The sequence below is a fragment of the Marinobacter halotolerans genome, assembly GCF_008795985.1.
GTDB lineage: Bacteria > Pseudomonadota > Gammaproteobacteria > Pseudomonadales > Oleiphilaceae > Marinobacter > Marinobacter halotolerans.
The window spans coordinates 1,650,303-1,671,406 of sequence record NZ_VMHP01000001.1; the positions used below are offsets into that span (position 1 = coordinate 1,650,303).

The window sequence follows — 21,104 nt, forward strand, 5'->3', positions numbered from 1 at the left end:
CACCAAGGATGGACATCATGTCTTCATTACCCTCTGCTGATGCCGTGGCGGATGAGCCGCTTCTGCAATCAAATACCGGTTTCTGGATACTGCTCTCCTGCCTGCCGAAATTCAGAGCCCGCCGCCAGCAGGCGGTGCTGGAAAGTATGGGGGAGCTGGCAAAACTGGCCACCTGTAATGTCGCCACATTAACGGCCATCGGTCTGCAGGCGGATACCGTGGCTGCCATCGAGGCCTGGCAGAAAGGGCGAGTGGACAATCCGGTGGTTGCCCGGGCGTTGGCCATTCATAAGGACTGCCAGCGCCACCAGATAGATATCCTGACCAGGGCCGATGAGGATTATCCGGACAGCCTCAAAAACATTCATGACGCTCCACTGGTACTTTATCTGAAGGGCGACCGTTCACTACTGGGAAGGCCCCAGGTGGGTATTGTGGGCAGCCGCAATGCCAGCCGCGCCGGTCTGGAGCATGCCCGATCCTTTGCCGCCGGGCTCGGGCCGCAAGGGTTGCTGGTGACTAGCGGTCTGGCCCTGGGCGTTGATGGGGCCGCACACGCCGGTGCACTGGATGCCGGCTTTCCCACCATTGCGGTGATCGGCAACGGCATTGACCGGCCCTATCCGTACCGGCACCGGTCGCTGGCCGCCCGGGTGGTCAGTCATGGTCTGCTGGTGTCCGAGTACCCGCCGGGGACCGAAGCCCGCCCGGCCCATTTTCCCCAACGCAACCGGATTATCAGCGGGCTCAGCCGGGGTATCCTGGTGGTGGAAGCCGGGCTGAAGAGTGGGTCCCTGATTACCGCCCGTCTGGCACTGGAGCAGGGCCGGGATGTGTTCGCCATTCCCGGCTCAATTCACAACCCGCTGGCCCGCGGCTGTCACGAGCTGATCCGGCAGGGCGCGGCACTGGTGGAATCCGTGGAGGACATCTGCAATGAATTCGAGAGCGGCTGGTCCTCCTGGAGACCGGAGCCGGCTGCCACCGGCGCTGGTGAAGGGCCCGCCCTCGACGCCCGGGAAATCGCGGTGCTGGATGCTTTAGGGTATGATCCTCAATCAACTGACGATCTGTGTGCAATCACCGGCTTAGCGCCGGACCAGCTGATGCAGTCGCTTCTGTTACTTGAGCTTGAGGGCCTGGTTGATTCGGCCCCGGGCGGGTTTCAGAGAATTGCCTGATCAGCGTTGCCGCACAAGGAACCAAGCTGTCTGACCTGATATGAAACCACCGTTACAGCCCCTCTCCGACTGGCAGCTCTCCCAGGCTGTGCGAACCATCCGAGCCGGCGGTGTCATTGCCTACCCCACGGAAGCCGTCTGGGGGCTGGGATGTGATCCCTGGAACACCAACGCCGTGGAACGCATTCTCGAGCTTAAACAGCGGCCCATGGAAAAAGGCCTGATTGTGGTAGCAGGTTCGGTGGAACAGGTGCGGTTCCTGTTGGACCCGCTACCGGAGGATCAACAGCAAAAAGCCCTGGGTTATTGGCCCGGCCCCTTCACCTGTCTTCTTCCTGACCTGCTTGGCCAGATTCCCCAGGAGGTGCGGGGCCGCCATTCAACGATTGCCGTGCGGGTCAGTGATCATCCGCTGGTGCAGGCCCTGTGTCAGGCGGCAGATTCGCCCCTGGTGTCCACGTCCGCCAATCCGGCCGGGCGGCAACCGGCCCGGTATTCCTGGCAGGTTCGGCAGTATTTCGGAAACCGGTTGGACCGTGTGGTCGCAGGTTCGCTCGGCGGTCATCGTCAACCCAGCCAGATTATTGATATCGTCAGCGGACAACAGCTGCGCTAGGAGCCTTCATGACAGAACAACCCGACGTCCAAGCCGTCAAACAGTATCTGCTTGGTCTTCAGGAAAGCATCTGCCAGCGGCTGGCGGCCGCTGATGGCCAGGGCGTTTTCGAAACCGACGCCTGGGACCGTCCGGAAGGTGGCGGCGGCAAAAGCCGGGTGATTAACAACGGTGCGGTCTTTGAAAAGGGCGGTGTGAATTTTTCCCACGTAATGGGCGAAACCATGCCGGCATCGGCGACCGCCCACCGGCCCCATCTGGCTGGCGCACCCTGGCAAGCCATGGGGGTATCGCTGGTGATGCATCCCCACAATCCGTTTGTGCCAACGTCCCATGCCAATGTGCGGTTCTTCATTGCCACACCGGAAAACAGCAAACCGGTCTACTGGTTTGGTGGCGGTTACGACCTGACGCCCTACTACGGGTTTGATGAAGATTGCGTTCACTGGCACCGAACGGCAAAAGCCGCCTGCGACCCTTTCGGCGACGGGCTATACCGCCACTTCAAAAACTGGTGTGATGACTACTTCTACCTGAAACACCGGGACGAACCGCGGGGCGTGGGCGGGCTGTTTTTCGATGATCACAACACCGGGGACTTCCAGCAGGACTTTGCGTTGATGCGGGCGGTGGGCGACAGTTTCGTTGAGGCCTATGAGCCCATCGTGCAGGCCCGCAAGGACACCGCTTTCAGCGAACGTCATCGGCAGTTTCAGCTGTATCGCCGGGGCCGTTATGTGGAATTCAATCTGGTCTATGACCGCGGCACCCTGTTCGGGCTGCAGTCCGGCGGTCGCACGGAATCCATCCTGATGTCGCTGCCGCCGCTGGTGCGTTGGGAATACGATTACCGACCCGAACCGGGGTCGGAAGAGGCGCAACTGACCGACCATTACCTGACCGGGCGCAACTGGCTGGAGCAAGACAATGGATAAGGATCTCTATGCAGTGGTTGGCAATCCCATCAGCCACAGTAAATCCCCGCGTATTCACAGTCTGTTTGCACAGCAGACCGGTGAAAACCTGGATTACACGGCCATTCAGGCTCCGGAGAACGAGTTTCGGACTGTAGTTACCGATTTTTTCAGCCGCGGGGGCCAGGGACTGAATGTGACTGTGCCTTTCAAGGAAGAAGCCTGGAAACTGGCTGACTACCGAACGGAACGCGCGCAGAAGGCCGGCGCCGCCAATACCCTGTATCTGGACAACAAAAACCATCTGACAGCAGACAACACCGATGGCGTGGGGCTGGTGAGCGATTTGGTGAACAACCACGGTATACCGATTTCCGGTGCGCGAGTGCTGGTGCTGGGTGCTGGTGGCGCCGTGCGGGGTGTTCTGGGGCTGCTGCTGGCACAGAAGCCGGAATCTCTCACCATTGCCAACCGGACGGTTTCCCGGGCCCAGGGCCTGGTCCTGATGTTTGCCGATGAGGCGGGCGGTGCAAGCCTGGAGTCCTGTGGCTTCGAAGCGCCGGATGCGCCTTTTGACATTATCATCAACGGCACCAGCGCCAGCCTTCAGGGGGATCTGCCGCCCCTGTCTCCGGCGGTGATCGGGCCGGGCACCGTAGTGTACGACATGATGTATTCTCTGGACGCCACCCCCTTCAACCAGTGGGCGATGGATCAGGGGGCAACCCGGGTGTTCGACGGCCTGGGTATGTTGGTGGAACAGGCCGCCGAGTCCTTCCGGGTATGGCGGGGCCTGAGGCCGGACACAGCCAGCGTGATCAAGGAGCTGCGAACGGTCTGATGTGCCGACCGGGCCGCAAGGCTTATTCCGGCAGTTTGGACTATGCTCAGCAGGTGTAAACGCACCCAGGAAGCTTTGTAATGGATATTCTGACCCTTGTCGGCCTGCTGGCAGGCATATTGATTGTTCTTCTGGCCATGCTGGCCAATGCCTCCGTGCTGACCTTCCTGAATCTTCCGGGCCTTGCCATTGTCATCGGGGGCACGGCGGCGGTGACGCTGATCAAATTCCGCCTGCCATCGGTCATGAGTGCTTTCCGCCTGGCCATGGCGTCTGCGTTTACCGACCGTATGGCCCAGCCATCGGAACTGATCCGGGAAGTCAGCAGCCTGGCGGCGGTGGTCCGCAAAGAGGGAATCCTCGGGCTGGAAAACCACCAGACCAACACCGAATTCCTGCAGAAAGCCATTAACCTGTGCGTTGACGGCCATCCGCCCGAGCTGATTGAGGAAATCCTGACCCATGAAATGCAGCAAACCGCTGAGCGCTATGACGTGGCCGAGCGGGTGTTTCGTGGTATCGGTGAATCCGCCCCGGCCATCGGCATGCTGGGTACCCTGGTGGGTCTGGTGCAGATGCTGAACACCCTGGACGACCCCGCTTCCATCGGACCCGCCATGGCCATAGCGTTGCTGACAACCCTCTATGGCGCCTTTATTGCGCAACTGATTGCCCTGCCGCTGGCGGACAAACTGCAGCTCAAGGCCGAGGACGAGGCCCGCAACCAGACCCTGATCGCCACGTCGATGCGCAATATCATGCGCGGAGAGAACCCACGGGTGATGACGGAAATGCTGTCTTCGTTCGTGACTCCGGAGCATCGCTCAGCCCTCGCCCCGGAGCGGAGGGCCTGACCCGTGGTGCTGAGGAAACCGGCCAGGCACAAAAAGCATAGCCGTGGATCCCCCGCCTGGATCGTGACGTTTGCTGATCTGGCGACCCTGCTACTGACGTTCTTTATCCTGCTGTTGTCCTTTGCCGAAATGGACGTGGAGAAATACCGGGCCATGGCCAATTCCATGGCGGTTGCCCTTGGCGGCACTCCGGTGATTTCCAGTGTCCCCGGGGGCCAACCGGTATCGGTGATTGCCACCGAGCCAGCGCCGGCTGCGCCAACCGACCCGCAACTGGAACCTGAGCTAATCGATGAACGCGCCGAGGGCGATGCGCCTACGAAAATCTCCGGGGGTATCATCGATCTGGCCTCGGCACTGATAGAAGAGCTGGAACCGGAAGTGGCGTCCGGCGCTCTGAGCGTCAACTACGACGAAGAGCGGGTGATTATCCGTTTCGCCGAAGAGGCCGCCTTCCGCTCCGGAGAGGCCGAAATCAAGCCGGCGATGATTCCCATTATTGAGCGCGTGGTGGAAGTCCTGTCGTTCTGTAGCGGGGATATCCTGGTGGCGGGCTACACCGACGACCGTCCCATTTCCAGCGGGCGCTACCGGTCGAACTGGGATCTATCCGCGGCCCGGGCGGTCTCTGTGGTGCACGAACTGGTGCTTAACCGTGAAGTGCCGGCCGAGCGGGTGGCGGCGGCCGGTCGAGCAGAAACCAACCCGCTGGTGCCCAATGACAGTCCGGAAAACCGTGCCCGCAACCGCCGGGTCGAAATTTCCATCCGTAATCCCGAATGCGACGAGAATATGCCCGCTGGCGATCTTCCGGTAGAGATCACGCCCTGACATCCGGGCGCCGAGATCTTTATACTGTGCGCCCTTGATTGACCAAAACAGCTTGATTGAACAAACAGAGAGACAGGCCATGAGTGGACCGGACAAACCAAAAGTAATCGGCGAGGAATGGAGCGACGAGCGGGTAAAAGGCTTCCTGGCGATCGAGCCCTACGACAGTGCCGTCAACCCCGATTTCAATGCTCTGCTGAAGGCCTATCAGGCCATGAGGGCAGAGGATTTCGAGCGTTTCGTGGGGTTCTTTGTGGAAGCGGGTCGCGACCTTAATGGGGTCAACGAGCGCGGCGAAACCATCCTTGATCTGATTTCACAGCATCGCCGCAGCACAGCTTACGCCGACATACTGAAACAGGCCGGAGCGAAAACAACAGCAGCCGGGTAGTCACCCGGCTGCACTGGCAGGACAATTGACCCCGGATCTACTGAACGTTGACTTCAATAGCCTTGGGTTGGGCCGGTTCGGCTTTGGTGAGGGTCAGCGACAGCACGCCGTCCTTGAAGTTGGCGTCAATGCTGTTTTCGTCAACATTCTCCGGCAGGGTAAAGCGGCGGATAAAACTGCCGTAAACCCGCTCTACACGGTGATGTTTGCGATCACCGGTTTCCTCCTCCTGACGGCGCTCGCCCTGAATGCTCAGGACACCGTCCTGCACCGTTACCTTGATGTCGTCCTTTGACATACCCGGCAGTTCAGCTTCAATGCTGTAAGCCTTGTCGGTTTCCTTGATATCGACGGCCGGGGCCCAGTCCGTGCGGCGGAACAGATCCCGGCTCTCGCGCTCGCCGTTACTGCGAGCCAGCCCGAATTGCCGGTTGTAGCGGTTGATCAGGTCTTCGAATTCGTTGACCGGATTCCAGCGGGTTAGATTGCTCATATGAAACTCCTCCTACGAATCTGAGATCGTTGTCTTGATGTCAGCTTCGCTCGCGGAACAGCTCCATGCCGGTGGCGCCAGCCGGATGGTTCTCCGTGAACATCTGCTATTTAGGAATGTAGGTGCGCCCGCTTACTTTTCAAGGGGCCGATGAAAATTCCCCGAAGTGTCGGTGCAGGAACGGCCGGAAACGGCTCATGGGGGCGCCGGGGGTCTGCAGATCGGGTCGGACGCCGGGGCGGAAGCCCGGTAATTCTCCGGACAGGAATGGCCTGACCAGCGCCGGATCCGCGCTGATAACGTGGACGATGACATCTCGGCTGGCCCCTTCGCCGGTAATCAGCGGGGCCGGTTGATGATCTCCGAGAATAATCATTAGCGTGTTATCGCCGATATAGCGGGAGGCAAAGCCACCGGCGACTTCAAGAGCGTAGGCAATGGCGCGGGCGTAATGTTCACGCACCCGCTCCGGCTCCCGCCAGAGCGATACCGGTGCCTCCCCCATGCCTTCCCAACGCCGGAACACCTGTCCATCGGCAATGGCCTCCCAGTCTTCAAGCACCGGCAGTATTGGCACCCAGGGCGCATGGCTGCTGATCAGCGCCAGCTCGGCGAATAGCGGGCCGCTGTTTTGCTGCCGGATAGTGCGGAACTGATGCCAGGTATACTGATCGGGCATGGTCACCCAGTTGAACGCGGGACCCTGGTAGCCCAGGTCCCCCTGGCCGTAAATCCGGTCGTAGCTGTAAAGCTCCCCCGCCGGCCATGACTGGGTAATAGCCGGCATGATGGCGACCGCGCGGTGGCCGGTACGCCTGAAATCATCAACAAGCGTGGCAAATTCGCTGCTAAGAAGGGTTTCATAAGCCAGCTGATTGTTAATCCACTGGCCGCTGAGCACTGAAAGATGCCCAAGCCATGATTGCCCGCCCTGGATGGGTGATTCCAGCCGACCCGTGGCAACGGTCAAGCCGGCTGTCTCCAGTTCACGGGCCATGAAGTCTAATGTTGGCCCCACCGTGTCCCGGTAGCGCTCGTCGGTCAGGGTAGAAATGCCGTAGGATTCGATAAAACCCAGAACCACGTCCTTGCCGGCCAGAACTGGCAGGGGGACGGGCTGGTTGGCCGTCTCCGGCCCGGTCAGGATCTGGCTGGTAAAGGTACGGGTGGTCTGATGGGTGTGACTGATCAATGAGGCCTGATTGGCGACAAAGGCCAGTGCGGGGCTGCCTACCCAGGGTGTCACTGAAGCAGCCAGGGCCAGGCCCACGATCAGCCATAGCGGTTTGGCCAGGTGCGGGCGGGAATGATGTTTCAGCCGTTCCAGCGCATACCGGAGTAGCCAGATAGCCCCGGCCAGCACCATCAACAGCAGTGCCAGCGCCAGAACAGCAAGCACTTCGCCAAGGTTTGTGGTCATCAGATCCCAGGCGGCGTCCAGCAGCCGGACTTCCAGATACAGGTTCAATCCACGCCCGAGACTCTCCCGCACCAGGGCGTCTGCCAGCACAAGAAATCCCAGCAGCCCATAACTCAACGCCACGGCCAGAGTCAGGCGATGGCGCCGTTCCGGTCTGGGCAGTTTGCAGAGGACGGCCCCAAGAACCAGCGCTTCCAGCGACACCCAGGGACCGGCCCCCGGCAATGCCAGCGACGGAAACAGGAACAGGATGTTGAGAAGCAGCAACCAGAGAAGCATCGCTCAGATACGATCTTTATGGGACAGTCAGACCACTGGCCTACGCTTCCTTAAGATATTCATCCTTCAGTCGGGCGTAATTGGCGGCGGTGTATTTGAAAAAGCTTCTTTCGTTCTCCGTCAGTTCCCGTGCCTTCTTACAGGGTGAACCTACGTATAGATGGCCGGATTCAAGCGTTTTGCCTGGCGGCACCAGGCAGCCGGCAGCGACAATCACTTCGTCCTCGACAACCGCGCCGTCCATAATGATGCAGCCCATCCCGACGAGTACGCGGCTGCCAATCGTGCAGCCATGGAGCAATGCCTTGTGGCCGACGGTGACATCGTCTCCCAGCGTCAGCGGATGGCCGCCCGGGTTGTAGTCACTGGCATGGGTGATGTGCAATACGGATCCATCCTGGATGCTACAGCGATCCCCAATGCGGATTTTATGCATGTCCCCCCGTATCACGGTCATCGGCCAGACCGACACATCGTCACCGGTCTGCACGTCTCCTATCACCACCGAGCTGGGATCCACCCATGCGCGTTTACCGAAATGTGGCGTAATACCCTTGTGTGTTCGTACATTAGCCATTACATATACCTCATAACGTTTACCCCGAGGCTCGGGGTATCGGAGGGAAAGGCCCTTCCAAAACTGTGCGGAGCCATGGATGGCGGAGCCCAAGCGTCACATGGATGTGCCGCAAGGAGCGTGTTTTGGAAGGGCCTTTCCCACCGGTACCTCCCCCGAGGTCTGATTGAATGAAACTACCTTAGATCCAATTTCCTGAGAAGGGGACTTATGAATAACCCGCTGCTGACGGACGATCTGTTACCGCGTTTTGACCATATCCGTGTTGAGCATATGGAAGAGGCGATTGACCAGATCCTTAGCGAAAACCGGATGAAGATCGGGCAGATTGCCGCGCAGGAGGACCCTACCTGGGAAACTCTGGCTCAGCCGATGCAGGCGCTGGAAAACAAGCTGGAAAATGCCTGGTCGGTAATTTCCCACCTGAACGGGGTGATGAACAACGATGAGCTGCGCAACGTCTACAAAAGCTGCCTCGAGAAACTGACCGAGTACACCACCCAACTCAGCCAGAATGCCGAGCTGTGCGAAGCCTATAAAAAGCTCCAGGCACGGGATGACTTCAAGGATCTGTCCGAGGCCCAGCGCAAGTCCGTCGAGAACACTCTCCGTGATTTCCATCTGGGCGGCGTGGACCTGCCTCAGGAGCAGAAAGAGCAGTACGCCAGTCTTTCCATGGAGATGTCCGAACTTTCCAACCGTTTCAGCGACAATGTGCTGGATGCCACCCAGCACTGGTACAAGCACATTACCGACGTGGCGGATCTTGCCGGTGTTCCGGAAAGCGCTCTTGAGGGTGCCCGGCAGTCCGCGAAGCAGCGGGAACTGGACGGTTACGTGATTACCCTGGATTTCCCCAGTTTCTATCCGGTGCTGACCTACGGGGACAACCGGGAACTGCGCCGTGAAGTCTACGAAGCCTTTGTGACACGTGCCTCGGATGTAGGCCCGGATGGCGGCACCTGGGACAACACCCCGGTGATGGCGGAGATTCTCAAGCGCCGCCATGCCATGGCCCAGTTGCTCGGCTTCAACAACTATGCCGAGCGGTCGCTGGCCAAGAAAATGGCCCGCAGTGTGGATGAGGTTCTGGATTTCCTGAACCAGCTTGCTGCCAAGTCCAAACCCATTGCCCAGCGTGAGTTCGGTGAACTGAAAGCCTTCGCCCGCGACACCTACGGTGTGGACGATCTGCAGGCCTGGGACGTTGGTTATTACAGTGAAAAACTGCGTCAACAGCGCTACGACATCTCGCCGGAGACGCTGCGCCCCTATTTCCCCGCCGATAAAGTGGTATCCGGCCTGTTCCGGGTGGCGGAAAAGCTGTTCGACGTTCAGATCGAAGCAAAACCGGAAGTGGAAACCTGGCACCAGGACGCCACCGCCTACTGCATCAGCCGTGGCGGCGAGCCGTTGTCGTGGTTCTATCTTGACCCCTACGCCCGTCAGGGCAAGCGTGGCGGTGCCTGGATGGCGGACTGCCGCGTTCGCTGGCGCAACCTGCGCGGCACCCTGCAGTTGCCGGTGGCCTTCCTGACCTGCAACTTTACGCCGCCTGTGAATGGCAAACCGTCACTGCTGACTCACGATGAAGTCACCACGCTGTTCCACGAGTTCGGCCATGGTCTTCACCACATGCTTACCCAGGTTGATGTAATGGACGTGTCCGGTATCAACGGTGTGGCCTGGGATGCCGTGGAGCTGCCCTCGCAGTTCCTGGAGAACTGGTGCTGGAATCCGGAGTCACTGGAACTGATTGCCAGCCACCACGAAACCGGTGAGCCGCTGCCCCAGGATCTGCTTCAGAAGCTGCTGGCGGCGAAGAACTTCCAGTCTGGTATGGCCATGGTTCGGCAGCTGGAATTTTCTCTGTTCGATTTCCGTCTGCACGCCGAGTTCACGCCGGATGCGCCCACCAACCCTCTGGATATGCACCGGCAGGTACGGGAAGAAATCGCCGTGGTCCAGGCGCCGGAGTTCAATCGCTTTCCCAACAGCTTCTCGCACATCTTTGCCGGTGGTTATGCGGCGGGTTATTACAGCTACAAGTGGGCGGAAGTGCTCGCGGCGGACGCCTTCTCGTTGTTCGAGGAGAACGGCATTTTCGATCAGGAAACCGGCAAGTCATTCCTACACAACATTCTTGAAAAAGGCGGCTCCCAGGAGCCCATGGAGCTGTTCAAGGCCTTCCGTGGACGTGAACCCCAGGTGGATGCCCTGTTGAAGCAGACCGGTATCACCGACGACGCTGCCTGAACCAAAGGCGTATTGCCGGGGCAGCCCGGCAATACGCGTGCTTTTTTGGAGAACAAAGCAATGGCCAGTCCAAAACGTTTTATCGCCGGCGCGGTCTGCCCGCGTTGCGCGGAAATGGACAAGATCATGATGTTCACCACGGATGATGACGACCAGGTGCGCGAATGTGTGGCTTGCGGTTTTACGGACGCGGTTTCAGACACACCGAAGCCGGAAGACGCTGAACTGCAAACCCGCGTAAACAAGCGTAAAAACACCGACGACCACACGGTCCAGCAGGTAGTGTTTTTCAAATCCGGCTCAGAGGATTGAGACGGGTTATTCTTCCGCTACAAAGGCGAACCTGGGCACCTGTTCGCCCGCGACTTCCACGGTTTCGCGAAACATGGCGAGGGGCCTGACCCACAGGCTCCTGTCGCCGTACAGGCAGCGGTATACCACCATCTTTTCCTCGGTTTCACTGTGTCGGGCGATGTCGATCACCTGATAGTCCCGGCCCTTGTAATGACGATATCTTCCCGGACGGATTTCCGTTTTCTTGTCAGTCATTGGTAAACTCTTTTCTGTATCTTCATGCTACGGATTTACGGGCAGCAGACCTCCCCTTCAGCGACTAGACTGACAGCCACGGCGTCAGGCAATGTCGTCTGGCCGTTTGGGGCCTTTAAGTCTAGCCTAAGTTCCGATTTCAGGTAACGCTGCTCTATGAAGCCTATAACTTGTGGCCTTGTTGGTTGTTTGTTGATGCTGTTGTCAGCGGCGGCGAACTTTGCCCATGGGGCAGATTACGCTGTTGACTGGATTAAGGCGCCGAGCGGCGGTCTGACGCTTCAAGAAGTCAGGACCCTGCCCGACGCCCGTTGGAGCCAGGTCCCCGCAGGCGAAACGTTGAACGCCGGTTTTGACGCCGATGACATATGGGTGCGCCTTACCCTCCCTGCTGCCCAGTTCGAGCGCTATCTCGAGATCGGCTATCCTTTGCTGGATTATGTCCGGTTGGATTGGGTCAGCGCCGGCGAGCGGCTGTCGCAGTTTGAAACCGGCGATCGCGTGGCTTTCGATTCTCGCCCTGTGCGTCATCGAAATTTTCTGTTCCCGGTTCCTCAGACGGAAGAACCAGTCACCGCCTACATTCGGGTACAATCCGAAGGAGCTGTGCAGGTGCCGATTGACGTCAGCGACACCGCTGATCTGATTGCCTCTGAACAGATCGATTACGGATGGCAGGCTTTGTTTCTCGGCATCATGATTGCCATGGCGGTCTACAACGCCTTCGTGATGTTGTTGGTCCGTAATCCCGCCTATTTCTGGTACGTGCTGACGGTGGTTGCGTCCGCGCTTGCGATCATGAATCTGAATGGCCTTACCTTTCAATGGTTCTGGCCCGATTCACCCATCATGAACCGATATTTCACGGGCCCGGTGGTGGCCGCAAATATCCTGTTTGCAGCCTTTTTTGCAATGAGTTTTCTGTCCCTTCGACGATTCAGCCCCTGGTCCTATCGGGTTATGCAGGCCGTCGTCGTTGTCTCTCTTTTCGGTATCGTTTTTGGAATTTTTGGCGACTATCAGTCTTCTGCGGTTTTCGTCAGTGTGCTGACAATGCTGGTGACCTTGCTGACATTCATTATTGGCCTGGTTGCATGGCGGAAAGGACAGGTGTTGGCAAAATATTACGTGATTGCATGGTCTCCCCTTTTATTGGGGCACCTGGTAAATGCCGCCAGCAAGATTGGGGTGATTCCGCGTAGTGACCTGACCGATGTTGCACCGCAGATCGGTGTGGCTCTGGAGGTGACGCTGATGTCCTTTGCCCTGGCTTCCCGCATCAGTCTTGAACGCAAGCGTCGCCAGCAGGCCCAAGAACGGACGCTGGAAGTTCAGCGTCAGGCTAATCAGACTCTGGAAGCCCGGGTCCAGGCCCGGACCGAGGAACTGGAACAGGTGAATGACCGGCTCAAGGCCATGACCATAACCGATGGCCTGACCCAGGTAGCCAACCGGCGCCGCTTTGACGACTGCCTGGCAACGGAATTCAATCGCGCCTGTCGTCAAGGCTATCCGCTTAGCGTAATCCTCATGGATATTGATCATTTCAAGAAGCTGAACGATAACCATGGTCACCTGATCGGGGATGACTGCCTTATCAGCGTGGCGTCAGCCTGCAGTGAGCTTATCCATCGGTCCGGTGATCTCCTGGCCCGCTATGGCGGTGAGGAGTTTGTGGTTCTGCTGCCGGATACCCCCGAAGCTGGCGCACTGGCGGTGGCTGAACGCCTCAGGCAGGCCGCTGCCTCGGTGCCTCTGCCCGCCGGAAGCGACGGGCAGCCGCTCTCGCTCACCATCAGTCTGGGCGTTGCCACTGCCATTCCCACCCGAAACCAGGTGGCAACTGACCTGGTGAGGCATGCGGACGAGGCGCTTTATGCGGCCAAGGACGCCGGGCGCAACCGGGTCATGGTGTTCCGTGAATCCGGCTGCGAGGCGGCAGAACCGGTCTGATCGGTCTGATCAAAGGTTGCGGATGTCCGGGTACATGGGCACCAGACGCTTGATCAGCCGGTTCTGGGCGCTGACCGGCACGCCGTTTTCTTCCATCGCCAGAATCAGGTTCTCTGCCAGGGCGTTGAACTCCGTATCGGTAATGTTCATGTCGGAATGGCTCTCCCGCATGCCCCGGCCGGTGTAGGTGCAGGGGCCGCCGCTCACGCTGCACAGCTGGTCTGTGAGGTTGGTGTGGAACTGGGACACATCAATACCGGCGAAGTGTTCGTTGATCCGTTCGTCCTCGACAATCAGGTATAGCAGATCTTCCACGATAGTGGCGATGCCCCTGCGCTCGCCGAGCTGCTGGTAGAGCTCTGGTGACGAATCGGTGTCAGCGTTGCTGCTGAGGGTCTGGCACCCGCTGAGCAGCACGGAGGCGAGAACAAGAGTCAGAATATAAGCTTTCATGGTGTCCTCCGGTGAATCAGAAACTGGCCTGCAGGGAGAGGTAGGCGCCGGATTGGTCTTGCAGGGTGGCAACGTCACCGAGGTTGACCCACGCGGCGGTCACCGACACCCGACGATCCGGCACCCAGGCCACGAACACGTCCCACCAGTCATCTTCCGTGGCAAAGCCGAGGTTGTCCGGTTTCTGGCGATATTCGGTGCCCACCAGCCACTGGCGGCTCAGGAACAGGCTGACACTGCCCTCGGCCATGGCTTCGTAACTGTCGTTGCGGTCGCCGCCGAAACCCAGCAGGCCGCCCTGGTTGGCTTTGGTGGCCCGAAGGGTGCCGTTCACCAGCAGGTTGCGGCCGGCAATGGCGGCAAAAAACAGTTTGCTGCCGCTGAGATAGAAGTCGGCGCCTGTGTCGTCCCGGGAACCGATGGCTTCGGGCACCGTGTATTCACGATTCTGTTTGTATTGCAGGCCTGCCGACCATTGGCCCCAGGAGCTGTAAAGCACATCCCCCACCAATCGCACTTTCAGGCCTGCCACATCCTGCACCAGCTCCTCCTCTTCCAGGCCAAAGCCGTTCTTGAGGGTGAACACCAGTGAATCCAGGTCCAGTGTCTGCCTTGCAAACGTCAGCTCCACCCGGTTTTTCCAGGTAACGCCAGCGCCGGTGACGTTCAGCGAATAGTCGTCGGTTTCGGCCCGCGACAGCGTCACTGTGCCGCCCCATTCTTCATCACTGGCGTAGCCGTTCAGCAGGGCCCAGGGAGACAGGCCGCCACCGGCACTGCCCTCAATGGATGTCACGCCACCAGTGGCCCATAGGCGACTCCCAACATCCGCCACAGCGGGGGCGGATGAGGCCAGTATCAGTAAGCCAGTGGCGAGAGTGCTCAGGTAGTTTTTCATGGCGTCGTTTCTCCCGGGGTTTCCAGTTCCGGTTTCATGTCCTGTAGTTTGTTGACGGTCGCCAACAGGTCAGAGGCACCGACGGGACGGCTCATGTAGAAGCCCTGGCCGGTCTCGCAACCCCAGCCCTTTAGGATATGCCAGGCCTCACGGTTCTCGATGCCTTCGGCGACAATTTTCAGGCCAAGCCCATGGGCCATATCGATCGTCGACCTGACAATCAGCTGGTCCTGGGGTTCGCTATCGAGCTTCAGCACAAAGGATTTGTCGATCTTCAGCTCCTGCACCGGCAGCTTGCGTAGCTGGGACAGTGACGAATACCCGGTACCGAAATCGTCGACAGACAGGGTGACTCCTAACTGGCGGAGCCTGCCGAGGGTTTCCAGTGCCGTTTCCGGGTCGTCCATCAGGGCGCTTTCGGTCACCTCGAGCGTTATGGCGGACATAGGCAGTTTCCAGTCCGAGAAGGCATCCGCAACCTCGTCAATCAGTTCAGGCCGGGTGAGATCCATGGTCGACAGATTGATCGCCACGCCAATATCGAGCCCGGAAGCATGCCAGTGGCTGGCGTCCTGGGCCACGCGGCGCAGAATGTGGCGGGTGAGGTCGGTGATCTGACCGGACTGTTCTGCGAGGAAAATGAACTCTTCCGGTGAGATAAATCCCAGCTCCGGGTGAATCCAGCGCACGAGGGCCTCTACTTGCTGCAGACTGCCGTCGGCCATGGCCAGCTTGGGCTGATAGTTCATGTGCAGACCCATATCGGCAATGGCCGAGGTCAGGTCCGAAATAATCTGCAGCTCTCGCAGGTGGTCTTCGTCCCTGCCCGGCTGATAATGAGTCACCCGCTGGCGGGTGGACTGGGCCAGCTCAAAGGTCAGATTCAGCCGCCGACGGACCTGGTCGGTGTCCTGGGCGTCTTCCGGCAGTTGCAGTGAAACCATGGTGCAGCGTAGGGCGAACGGGGTGTTATCGATCATCAGCGGCGCCTGCACAGCGTCCAGAAGCTGGTGGGCCAACGCGTTCAGGGCTTCGCCCGTGCAGGCGTCGGCCAGCATCAGGAATTCACCGCCGCCGGTGCGGGCCAGTTCCGAGTGGTCGGGCAGTTCATGGCGCAGCCGGTCTGCCACAGCCTGAAGCACTTTGTCGCCAAACGCCAGGCCCAGAGTATCGTTGATATTGGACAGCTCATTGATGCGCAGACCAAACAGGCGGTAGGACTGATTCTCGCTGAACCCTTCCCGCACGCTGTTCAGGAAGGCGTGGGCATTGGGCAGGCCGGTAATTTCGTCGTGGCTGGCCGCGTAACGTATCTGTGCTTCCCGGTCCTTGAGTTTCTCCAGCATGTCCCCCAGTGCATGTCGCAGTTCCTCCAGTTCACCGCCCGCCCGGATGCGGGGAGGTTCCGGGGATGCGCCATCGCCAATGGATTTGGCGTATTCGGCCAGCGCAAGTACAGGTCTGCCCAGGCTACGGGCGACGATCAGCGCAATCAGCGCTGCCAGAATCAACACGCCGCTAATCAGCAACAGAATTTCGATGGCCCGCTTGTAATAGGCGGCCAGGCTGGCATCACGGTTGATCAGCAGAAGCAGCTGCAGACTGGTTTGCGGGTCGTCGGACAGTATAAGAATGCGGGTGAAAAAATGCGGGCTGCTGACAAAACGCGAGCCCATCTGATTCTCGGCACTGACGCCGGCCAGCTCGCGGAGCCTGCCGTCGGACATGGCCGAGTCGTCGGAGAGAAACTGGAAGTTATCGTCTCCGGGCAGTTTGGCGCGATAGCGTACTTCCGTGCCACTAAGGCGTTCGATAATGTCCGCCACTTCCTCGCCCAGTTCGAAACCGGCGATCAATTGCGCCCGCAATCCTGGCGCTTCCACCGGGAGCGTGACCAGTTCGATGGCACGACCATCGATCACCGTGATCTGGCTGGCAAAGCCGTTGACCTGGGCTTCCGCCAGCAGCTTGAGGGTTTCCGCCCGCTGCCTGAGGTTTTCAGGGGGTGTACTGGCAGTGGCCAGTACCTGGCTATCGCTACCGATGATCACGGCAAATCGGGCGCCGACGCGGCGGCTCTGGTTTTCCAGTGCACTGTCTGCCGTTGCCCGGTCGCGGCTGGCCAGGGCCGAGCGAAATCCGAAGTCCCTGACCACCACGTCCAGGCGGGACAGGATCAGGCTGGTGCGACGCTCCAGAATTTCCGCGGCTACCCGCTCGCCCAGTCGGAGCTGCTCTACAGCCCGTGCTTTTTCATCCTCAAACAAATAAAGCATCAGCAGGGCGCCGATGCTGATGCTGACCACAGCAACCAACGCCACCATAGCCGTCACGAGCCTGCCCCGAAATCCGATCCGGTTTGCTATTCCCATCACAGATCCTGGAAGCGTTTTTGTAAACCGTCCAGTCGCCCCTTTTCCGGACGTTCCAGCTTGAGGTCCAGGGCCAGCTCTAAGGGGCCGGAGGACGGAATACTGGCCGTCACATCGACGGTTTGCGTGGTGTTCTGCAACCTGTCATGCCAAAGGCTGAAGTCCAGCTTCCCGTCGGCCATGGCCGACACGCTGGCAGGAAGACGGATGGCGGCCATGCCGTCCGGCCCCGTGCGGGCCGTCAGGGCGCTTTCGGTAACCAGAATAAAGCCCTGCATCTGGTCATGAATGTTGCATCCAACTTCCACAACGCCGGTTTTGTCAAACAGGATGGGTTCTTCGGGCTGGCCTGCAAAGAGCTCAATATTGAAGGATTTGGCGGGCGAGAATGAATACACGTGATGCTGGGTGTTATCCCGATTGGGGAAATCGACCTTCGATCCTCTGGGAACGACCAGAGAATGCGGCCGGAATTCTCGGCCTTTCTGGATCATTTCGGCGCTGGAGGGCTCGGCGGCTTGGCCGTGATTGATTATAACCCGGGCGTCCTCGACGGGTTCCCCGGTCGAGCTGTCTACGATTCTGACCGAAAGCGTCGTCGGCTCCGCTGCCAGTGCAAGGGGCGCCATGGTCAGCAATAGCGGAACAATCCAGTTTTTGAACATCGGTATGACCACTCGCCTGTCAACTACTCAACGCCCCCCAGAGAAAGGCGTATATGATTGCGATCCAGCAGATTGTCCCAGTACTGCTTCATCCAGTCCCACGCTGCATTCCTTGTCTGTTCTACGAACGGATCCAGATTCAGTTCGTAATAGTCCGGTGTGCCTGCAATCTGCAGAACGGTGACAGTGATGGATTGGTCCAGCTCGTTGGCAAAGGGCTCACCAATGAGCTGATGTGCCAGCAGGTTGGCCCTGGTTGCCTCCACATCCACCAGTTCACTGGCGCGGGTACAGCGGTTGTTCTCACACATCTCTTCCATTAAACGGTGGCACAGGTAGGCACGAATCAGCAGTCCCCCCAGGCCGTCATAGCGTACCAGCAATACAGAGGGCTGAGTAAAGTAACCAATTGCAGCTTTTATGAATGGCGCGAACAATTCCGATTTGCCGGCTTCGGCGGCACAGGCTTCCACACACTCGATCAGTCGGGGGGCCATCTCAATGTACTCGAGGGCAAACTGAAACAGGCAGCTGGCGGGCTGGTACCCCTCGATGGCGATGGTAGACGGCAGCGAGAGGGCACTCTCCTGCATCTGCCTCAGGAAGGTGCCAGAGCGTGCTTCCTGGCGCCTCGCCTGATCAATAATGTCTAGCACAGCCTTCGGTGTCATTTGAGGAGATGCCAATATCTGAACGGAATGGGGTCGCAAGGCGCCTCCCTGTATCAGGAACCGAGTCAGGAGCAGAATCGCCGGTGACAGGAATATGCCGCTGGCTTGGCCACACGCCTGCTTATCCTCCCAAGTGTAGACCAGATTCGCCAGTCTGCCCGGTCAACCGGTATGCCCTGAACGGCTGTTCCCGTCGAACCAGCGATCGTGCCGGGTGTGCTGGTAGCACAGCCATCCCATGGAAAGTGCACGGGCTATCATCAGGCTGATAAGCGCAAACCACAGGCCATGATTGCCCCACCCGGTGGTCAGCCACCAGACCGGCAGAAACACCAGCCCCGCCGATACCAGCATTGTGTTCTGCATGTCCCGGGTGCGGGTGGCGCCAATGAATACGCCGTCCAGCAGAAACCCCCACACGGCGGTTAGCGGCAGCGTCCATAGCCAGGGTAGATATTGCCAGGCTGTGTGGCGGACTTCGTCAATACCGGTCAGCAGGCTGATCAGGAACCGGCCCCCAAGCACGAACGCCACTGTGAAAAGCACCGAACCCCAGAGTGACCAACGCAGGGCCACCCGGAACACGCGTCTGAACTGGGCCCGGTCGCCCTGTCCCACTGCTTCGCCAATCAGTGCCTCTGCGGCATTGGCAAAACCGTCCAGACCGTTGGAAATCACCAGCAGAAAAGTGATCAGCACGGCGTTGGCCGCCAGCACCGTGTCACCCTGGCGGGCGCCCTGGGCGGTAAAGAACGCCAGCACCAGCAACAGGGCAATGGTACGGACCATAATGTAGCGGTTGACCTGCAGGATTGTCAGATAGTCGCTGACGCGGCCGAACAGGGCACGGGTAAACCCTTGGCCCGAGGGCATATTCTTCAGTACCAGGTAAAAGCCCACGGCCGCGGCCGAGTACTCCGCCATAACCGTGGCGACAGCAACACCTGCGCTGTTCCAGCCCAGAACCGTTACGAACAGAACATCCAGAACTATATTCAGGCCATTGGCCACGATCAGCATGATCATTGGGCCCTTGGGGGAGTGGGTGCCGATCAGCCAGCCCACCAGGGTGTACTGACAGAGCACGGCAGGGGCGCTCCAGATCCGGATCGAGGCGTACTCGGCGGCCAGCTCGGCAACGTTCTGGCTGGGATTCATCAGGATCAGGCCGAATGCCACTATGGGTTGATGAAACAGGATTAGCACGAGCCCGATGCCGGTTGCCAGCAGTACCGATCTCAATAGCAGGGCTATCTGTGCGAATTCGTCCCGCCGGCCCCAGGCCTGGGCCGCCAGTCCGGTGGTGCCCATGCGCATGAAGCCGAAAGTCCAGTACAGAATGCTGAACAGGTTCGCGGCTACCGCCACGGCGCCCAGGTATTCGGGGCTGTCCAGATGACCGAGTACGGCGGTATCTACCAGGCCCAGCAGAGGCACGGTGAGGTTGGTCAGCATCAGCGGCCAGGCCAGCGCCCAGAGCCGTTGATCTGTCCGTGACAGGCTGCGAGAGGCTGTTTTGCTCGGTTCAGTGGCCAGAAAAATGTTCCTTCTTTAGTGGAATTCTGCCTTCGGGGACTTTCGAATCCTTTCGGAATGTGCCTATACTTGTTGCTGATTTATCCATAGCAGGCTTCCGCTCTGACGAGAATAGTGTTTGCGAGCGCTGTTCGGGCCAGAGGGATTGGTCGCGAAATCCGACAAGAATAACACTCTGTGGAGACACAGTATGCGCGTGCAAGTTAGACGGGCAGGTGCACTCTTGGGTGGTCTTATGTTGCCAGCGATGTCCATGGCGGACTGGACGCTGAACATGAGCCCCGGGGTAACCAAGTCCAGTAATGAAATTTTCGACCTTCACATGACCATCCTCTGGATCTGCGTCGTCATCGGCGTTGTGGTCTTCGGCATCATGTTCTGGTCTATCTTTGCCCATCGCAAATCTCCGGACCGGAAGCCGGCCAATTTCCACGAGAACACTCTGGTGGAAATTCTCTGGACAATTATCCCCCTGGTCATATTGGTCGTTATGGCCATTCCGGCCACCGCTACCCTCGTGGATATGTATGACACCACCGAGGCAGAAATCGATATCAAGGTAACCGGCTACCAGTGGCGCTGGAAATACGATTATATCGATCAGGATTTCGGCTATTTCTCGAACATTTCCACCAGCGATGACGAGATCTACAACCGCACGCAGAAAACCGAAAATTATCTTCTCGACGTCGATAATCCCCTGGTCATTCCGGTGGACACCCGGGTCCGGTTGCTGCTGACATCAAACGATGTCATCCATAGCTGGTGGGTTCCTGCCTTCGGCGTCAAGAAAGACGCAATTCCCGGCTTTATCAACGAAATCTGGACGCAGGTAGACGAGCCCGGCATTTATCGTGGTCAGTGCACCGAGTTGTGCGGTATCAAGCACGGCTTTATGCCCGTGGTGGTCAGAGCGGTCCCACGTGAAGAATACGATGCCTGGGTCAGCGAGCAGACAGCCGCTGCAGAGGCTGAGCGTGATCTTACTCAGAAAGACTGGACCATGGCTGAACTGATGGAGCGGGGCGAAAAAGCTTACGCCACCGCCTGTGCGGCCTGTCACCAGCCTGACGGCACCGGCGCTCCACCCGCATTCCCCGCCCTGAAGGGCAGCCAGATTGCATTGGAAGACATGCAGGCTCACCTGGACGTCGTGGTTAATGGCGTGCCCGGATCGGCCATGCAGGCCTTCGGTAACCAGCTAAGCGAGGTGGATCTTGCCGCCGTGATTACCTACGAGCGGAATGCCTGGGGTAACGACACCGGTGAAATGGTGACGCCGAAACAGGTTTTCGATTACAAAAACCAGGAATGATTGAACATACACTGCCGGCGACTTTCTCCGGCAGTGTGT

At 59.0% G+C, this 21,104-nt stretch carries 21 protein-coding genes; 11 read left to right on the forward strand and 10 right to left on the reverse strand.

Annotation, left to right across the window (positions count from 1 at the left end; all coding sequences use genetic code 11):
- Positions 1–17: 17 nt before the first annotated feature.
- From dprA to FPL19_RS07685, 7 genes are all read left to right on the forward strand, one after another.
- Positions 18–1,181: a DNA-processing protein DprA gene (dprA, locus tag FPL19_RS07655; RefSeq protein WP_150911858.1), complete on the forward strand. Its 1,164-nt coding sequence runs from the start codon at positions 18–20 to the stop codon at positions 1,179–1,181.
- A 40-nt stretch (positions 1,182–1,221) separates the two neighbouring features.
- Entirely contained in the window at positions 1,222–1,797 is a 576-nt protein-coding gene (locus tag FPL19_RS07660) for an L-threonylcarbamoyladenylate synthase (RefSeq protein ID WP_150911859.1), read from the forward strand.
- An 8-nt stretch (positions 1,798–1,805) separates the two neighbouring features.
- Positions 1,806–2,732 (forward strand): oxygen-dependent coproporphyrinogen oxidase, encoded by a 927-nt coding sequence (gene hemF / locus FPL19_RS07665; protein ID WP_150911860.1) that lies wholly within the window; start codon positions 1,806–1,808, stop codon positions 2,730–2,732.
- Positions 2,725–3,552, forward strand: coding sequence for a shikimate dehydrogenase (gene aroE, locus FPL19_RS07670; protein ID WP_150911861.1), 828 nt, complete (start codon positions 2,725–2,727; stop codon positions 3,550–3,552). The genes hemF and aroE overlap by 8 nt, the downstream gene beginning before the upstream one ends.
- Before the next feature lie 80 nt (positions 3,553–3,632).
- Positions 3,633–4,406 carry a motility protein A gene (locus tag FPL19_RS07675; protein ID WP_150911862.1) on the forward strand — a complete coding sequence of 258 codons (774 nt, stop codon included), beginning with the start codon at positions 3,633–3,635 and terminating at the stop codon, positions 4,404–4,406.
- 3 nt (positions 4,407–4,409) lie between these two features.
- Positions 4,410–5,237, forward strand: a complete 828-nt coding sequence (locus FPL19_RS07680) for a flagellar motor protein MotB (protein WP_150911863.1) — start codon at positions 4,410–4,412, stop codon at positions 5,235–5,237.
- Positions 5,238–5,316: 79 nt separating this feature from the next.
- Complete coding sequence (locus tag FPL19_RS07685; protein WP_150911864.1) at positions 5,317–5,628, forward strand: PA4642 family protein; 312 nt, start codon at positions 5,317–5,319, stop codon at positions 5,626–5,628.
- A 37-nt stretch (positions 5,629–5,665) separates the two neighbouring features.
- Here the strand turns inward: FPL19_RS07685 and FPL19_RS07690 are convergent, their stop codons facing one another.
- The 3 genes from FPL19_RS07690 to FPL19_RS07700 form a co-directional block, all read right to left on the reverse strand.
- A complete protein-coding gene (locus tag FPL19_RS07690) occupies positions 5,666–6,121 on the reverse strand; it encodes an Hsp20/alpha crystallin family protein (protein WP_150911865.1) in 456 nt (151 codons plus the stop codon).
- A gap of 139 nt (positions 6,122–6,260) precedes the next feature.
- Positions 6,261–7,820, reverse strand: a complete 1,560-nt coding sequence (locus FPL19_RS07695) for an alkaline phosphatase family protein (RefSeq protein ID WP_150911866.1) — start codon at positions 7,818–7,820, stop codon at positions 6,261–6,263.
- Between the two features lie 40 nt (positions 7,821–7,860).
- Positions 7,861–8,397 (reverse strand): gamma carbonic anhydrase family protein, encoded by a 537-nt coding sequence (locus FPL19_RS07700; protein ID WP_150911867.1) that lies wholly within the window; start codon positions 8,395–8,397, stop codon positions 7,861–7,863.
- Between the two features lie 210 nt (positions 8,398–8,607).
- Between FPL19_RS07700 and prlC the strand changes: the two genes are divergently transcribed.
- Both prlC and FPL19_RS07710 read left to right on the forward strand, forming a co-directional pair.
- Positions 8,608–10,653 (forward strand): oligopeptidase A, encoded by a 2,046-nt coding sequence (prlC, locus tag FPL19_RS07705; RefSeq protein WP_150911868.1) that lies wholly within the window; start codon positions 8,608–8,610, stop codon positions 10,651–10,653.
- A gap of 60 nt (positions 10,654–10,713) precedes the next feature.
- Positions 10,714–10,965 (forward strand): YheV family putative zinc ribbon protein, encoded by a 252-nt coding sequence (locus FPL19_RS07710; RefSeq protein ID WP_150911869.1) that lies wholly within the window; start codon positions 10,714–10,716, stop codon positions 10,963–10,965.
- Between the two features lie 6 nt (positions 10,966–10,971).
- On the opposite strand, the gene FPL19_RS07715 is transcribed toward FPL19_RS07710, so the two are convergent.
- Entirely contained in the window at positions 10,972–11,202 is a 231-nt protein-coding gene (locus FPL19_RS07715) for a DUF1653 domain-containing protein (protein WP_150911870.1), read from the reverse strand.
- A 156-nt stretch (positions 11,203–11,358) separates the two neighbouring features.
- Between FPL19_RS07715 and FPL19_RS07720 the strand changes: the two genes are divergently transcribed.
- Positions 11,359–13,155, forward strand: coding sequence for a sensor domain-containing diguanylate cyclase (locus tag FPL19_RS07720; RefSeq protein WP_225314330.1), 1,797 nt, complete (start codon positions 11,359–11,361; stop codon positions 13,153–13,155).
- A 9-nt stretch (positions 13,156–13,164) separates the two neighbouring features.
- Here the strand turns inward: FPL19_RS07720 and FPL19_RS07725 are convergent, their stop codons facing one another.
- The 6 genes from FPL19_RS07725 to FPL19_RS07750 form a co-directional block, all read right to left on the reverse strand.
- Positions 13,165–13,608 carry a group I truncated hemoglobin gene (locus FPL19_RS07725; protein WP_150911871.1) on the reverse strand — a complete coding sequence of 148 codons (444 nt, stop codon included), beginning with the start codon at positions 13,606–13,608 and terminating at the stop codon, positions 13,165–13,167.
- A 16-nt stretch (positions 13,609–13,624) separates the two neighbouring features.
- Positions 13,625–14,506 (reverse strand): DUF3034 family protein, encoded by an 882-nt coding sequence (locus FPL19_RS07730; protein ID WP_150911872.1) that lies wholly within the window; start codon positions 14,504–14,506, stop codon positions 13,625–13,627.
- On the reverse strand, positions 14,503–16,878 hold the full coding sequence (locus tag FPL19_RS07735; protein WP_150911873.1) for a putative bifunctional diguanylate cyclase/phosphodiesterase: 2,376 nt from the start codon (positions 16,876–16,878) through the stop codon (positions 14,503–14,505). Before FPL19_RS07735 ends, FPL19_RS07730 begins: the two co-directional genes overlap by 4 nt.
- The gene (locus tag FPL19_RS07740; RefSeq protein WP_150911874.1) at positions 16,878–17,543 is read right to left on the reverse strand and encodes a methylamine utilization protein; all 666 of its coding nucleotides are present in this window, start codon (positions 17,541–17,543) and stop codon (positions 16,878–16,880) included. Before FPL19_RS07740 ends, FPL19_RS07735 begins: the two co-directional genes overlap by 1 nt.
- 23 nt (positions 17,544–17,566) lie before the next feature.
- Positions 17,567–18,214, reverse strand: coding sequence for a hypothetical protein (locus FPL19_RS07745; protein ID WP_150911875.1), 648 nt, complete (start codon positions 18,212–18,214; stop codon positions 17,567–17,569).
- Between the two features lie 162 nt (positions 18,215–18,376).
- A complete protein-coding gene (locus FPL19_RS07750; RefSeq protein ID WP_150911876.1) occupies positions 18,377–19,669 on the reverse strand; it encodes an MATE family efflux transporter in 1,293 nt (430 codons plus the stop codon).
- Positions 19,670–19,940: 271 nt separating this feature from the next.
- Here FPL19_RS07750 and coxB point away from each other — a divergent pair, with 271 nt between their 5' ends.
- Positions 19,941–21,065, forward strand: a complete 1,125-nt coding sequence (gene coxB / locus FPL19_RS07755; RefSeq protein ID WP_150911877.1) for a cytochrome c oxidase subunit II — start codon at positions 19,941–19,943, stop codon at positions 21,063–21,065.
- The last annotated feature ends 39 nt before the right edge of the window (positions 21,066–21,104 follow it).

Coding starts and splice junctions, on each gene's coding strand:
- dprA (WP_150911858.1), top strand. CDS start 18: ATGTCTTCATTACCCTCTGCTGATGCCGTGGCGGATGAGCCGCTTCTG.
- FPL19_RS07660 (WP_150911859.1), top strand. CDS start 1,222: ATGAAACCACCGTTACAGCCCCTCTCCGACTGGCAGCTCTCCCAGGCT.
- hemF (WP_150911860.1), top strand. CDS start 1,806: ATGACAGAACAACCCGACGTCCAAGCCGTCAAACAGTATCTGCTTGGT.
- aroE (WP_150911861.1), top strand. CDS start 2,725: ATGGATAAGGATCTCTATGCAGTGGTTGGCAATCCCATCAGCCACAGT.
- FPL19_RS07675 (WP_150911862.1), top strand. CDS start 3,633: ATGGATATTCTGACCCTTGTCGGCCTGCTGGCAGGCATATTGATTGTT.
- FPL19_RS07685 (WP_150911864.1), top strand. CDS start 5,317: ATGAGTGGACCGGACAAACCAAAAGTAATCGGCGAGGAATGGAGCGAC.
- FPL19_RS07690 (WP_150911865.1), bottom strand. CDS start 6,121: ATGAGCAATCTAACCCGCTGGAATCCGGTCAACGAATTCGAAGACCTG.
- FPL19_RS07695 (WP_150911866.1), bottom strand. CDS start 7,820: ATGCTTCTCTGGTTGCTGCTTCTCAACATCCTGTTCCTGTTTCCGTCG.
- FPL19_RS07700 (WP_150911867.1), bottom strand. CDS start 8,397: ATGGCTAATGTACGAACACACAAGGGTATTACGCCACATTTCGGTAAA.
- prlC (WP_150911868.1), top strand. CDS start 8,608: ATGAATAACCCGCTGCTGACGGACGATCTGTTACCGCGTTTTGACCAT.
- FPL19_RS07710 (WP_150911869.1), top strand. CDS start 10,714: ATGGCCAGTCCAAAACGTTTTATCGCCGGCGCGGTCTGCCCGCGTTGC.
- FPL19_RS07715 (WP_150911870.1), bottom strand. CDS start 11,202: ATGACTGACAAGAAAACGGAAATCCGTCCGGGAAGATATCGTCATTAC.
- FPL19_RS07720 (WP_225314330.1), top strand. CDS start 11,359: ATGAAGCCTATAACTTGTGGCCTTGTTGGTTGTTTGTTGATGCTGTTG.
- FPL19_RS07725 (WP_150911871.1), bottom strand. CDS start 13,608: ATGAAAGCTTATATTCTGACTCTTGTTCTCGCCTCCGTGCTGCTCAGC.
- FPL19_RS07730 (WP_150911872.1), bottom strand. CDS start 14,506: ATGAAAAACTACCTGAGCACTCTCGCCACTGGCTTACTGATACTGGCC.
- FPL19_RS07735 (WP_150911873.1), bottom strand. CDS start 16,878: ATGGGAATAGCAAACCGGATCGGATTTCGGGGCAGGCTCGTGACGGCT.
- FPL19_RS07740 (WP_150911874.1), bottom strand. CDS start 17,543: ATGTTCAAAAACTGGATTGTTCCGCTATTGCTGACCATGGCGCCCCTT.
- FPL19_RS07745 (WP_150911875.1), bottom strand. CDS start 18,214: ATGACACCGAAGGCTGTGCTAGACATTATTGATCAGGCGAGGCGCCAG.
- FPL19_RS07750 (WP_150911876.1), bottom strand. CDS start 19,669: ATGCTGACCAACCTCACCGTGCCTCTGCTGGGCCTGGTAGATACCGCC.
- coxB (WP_150911877.1), top strand. CDS start 19,941: ATGCGCGTGCAAGTTAGACGGGCAGGTGCACTCTTGGGTGGTCTTATG.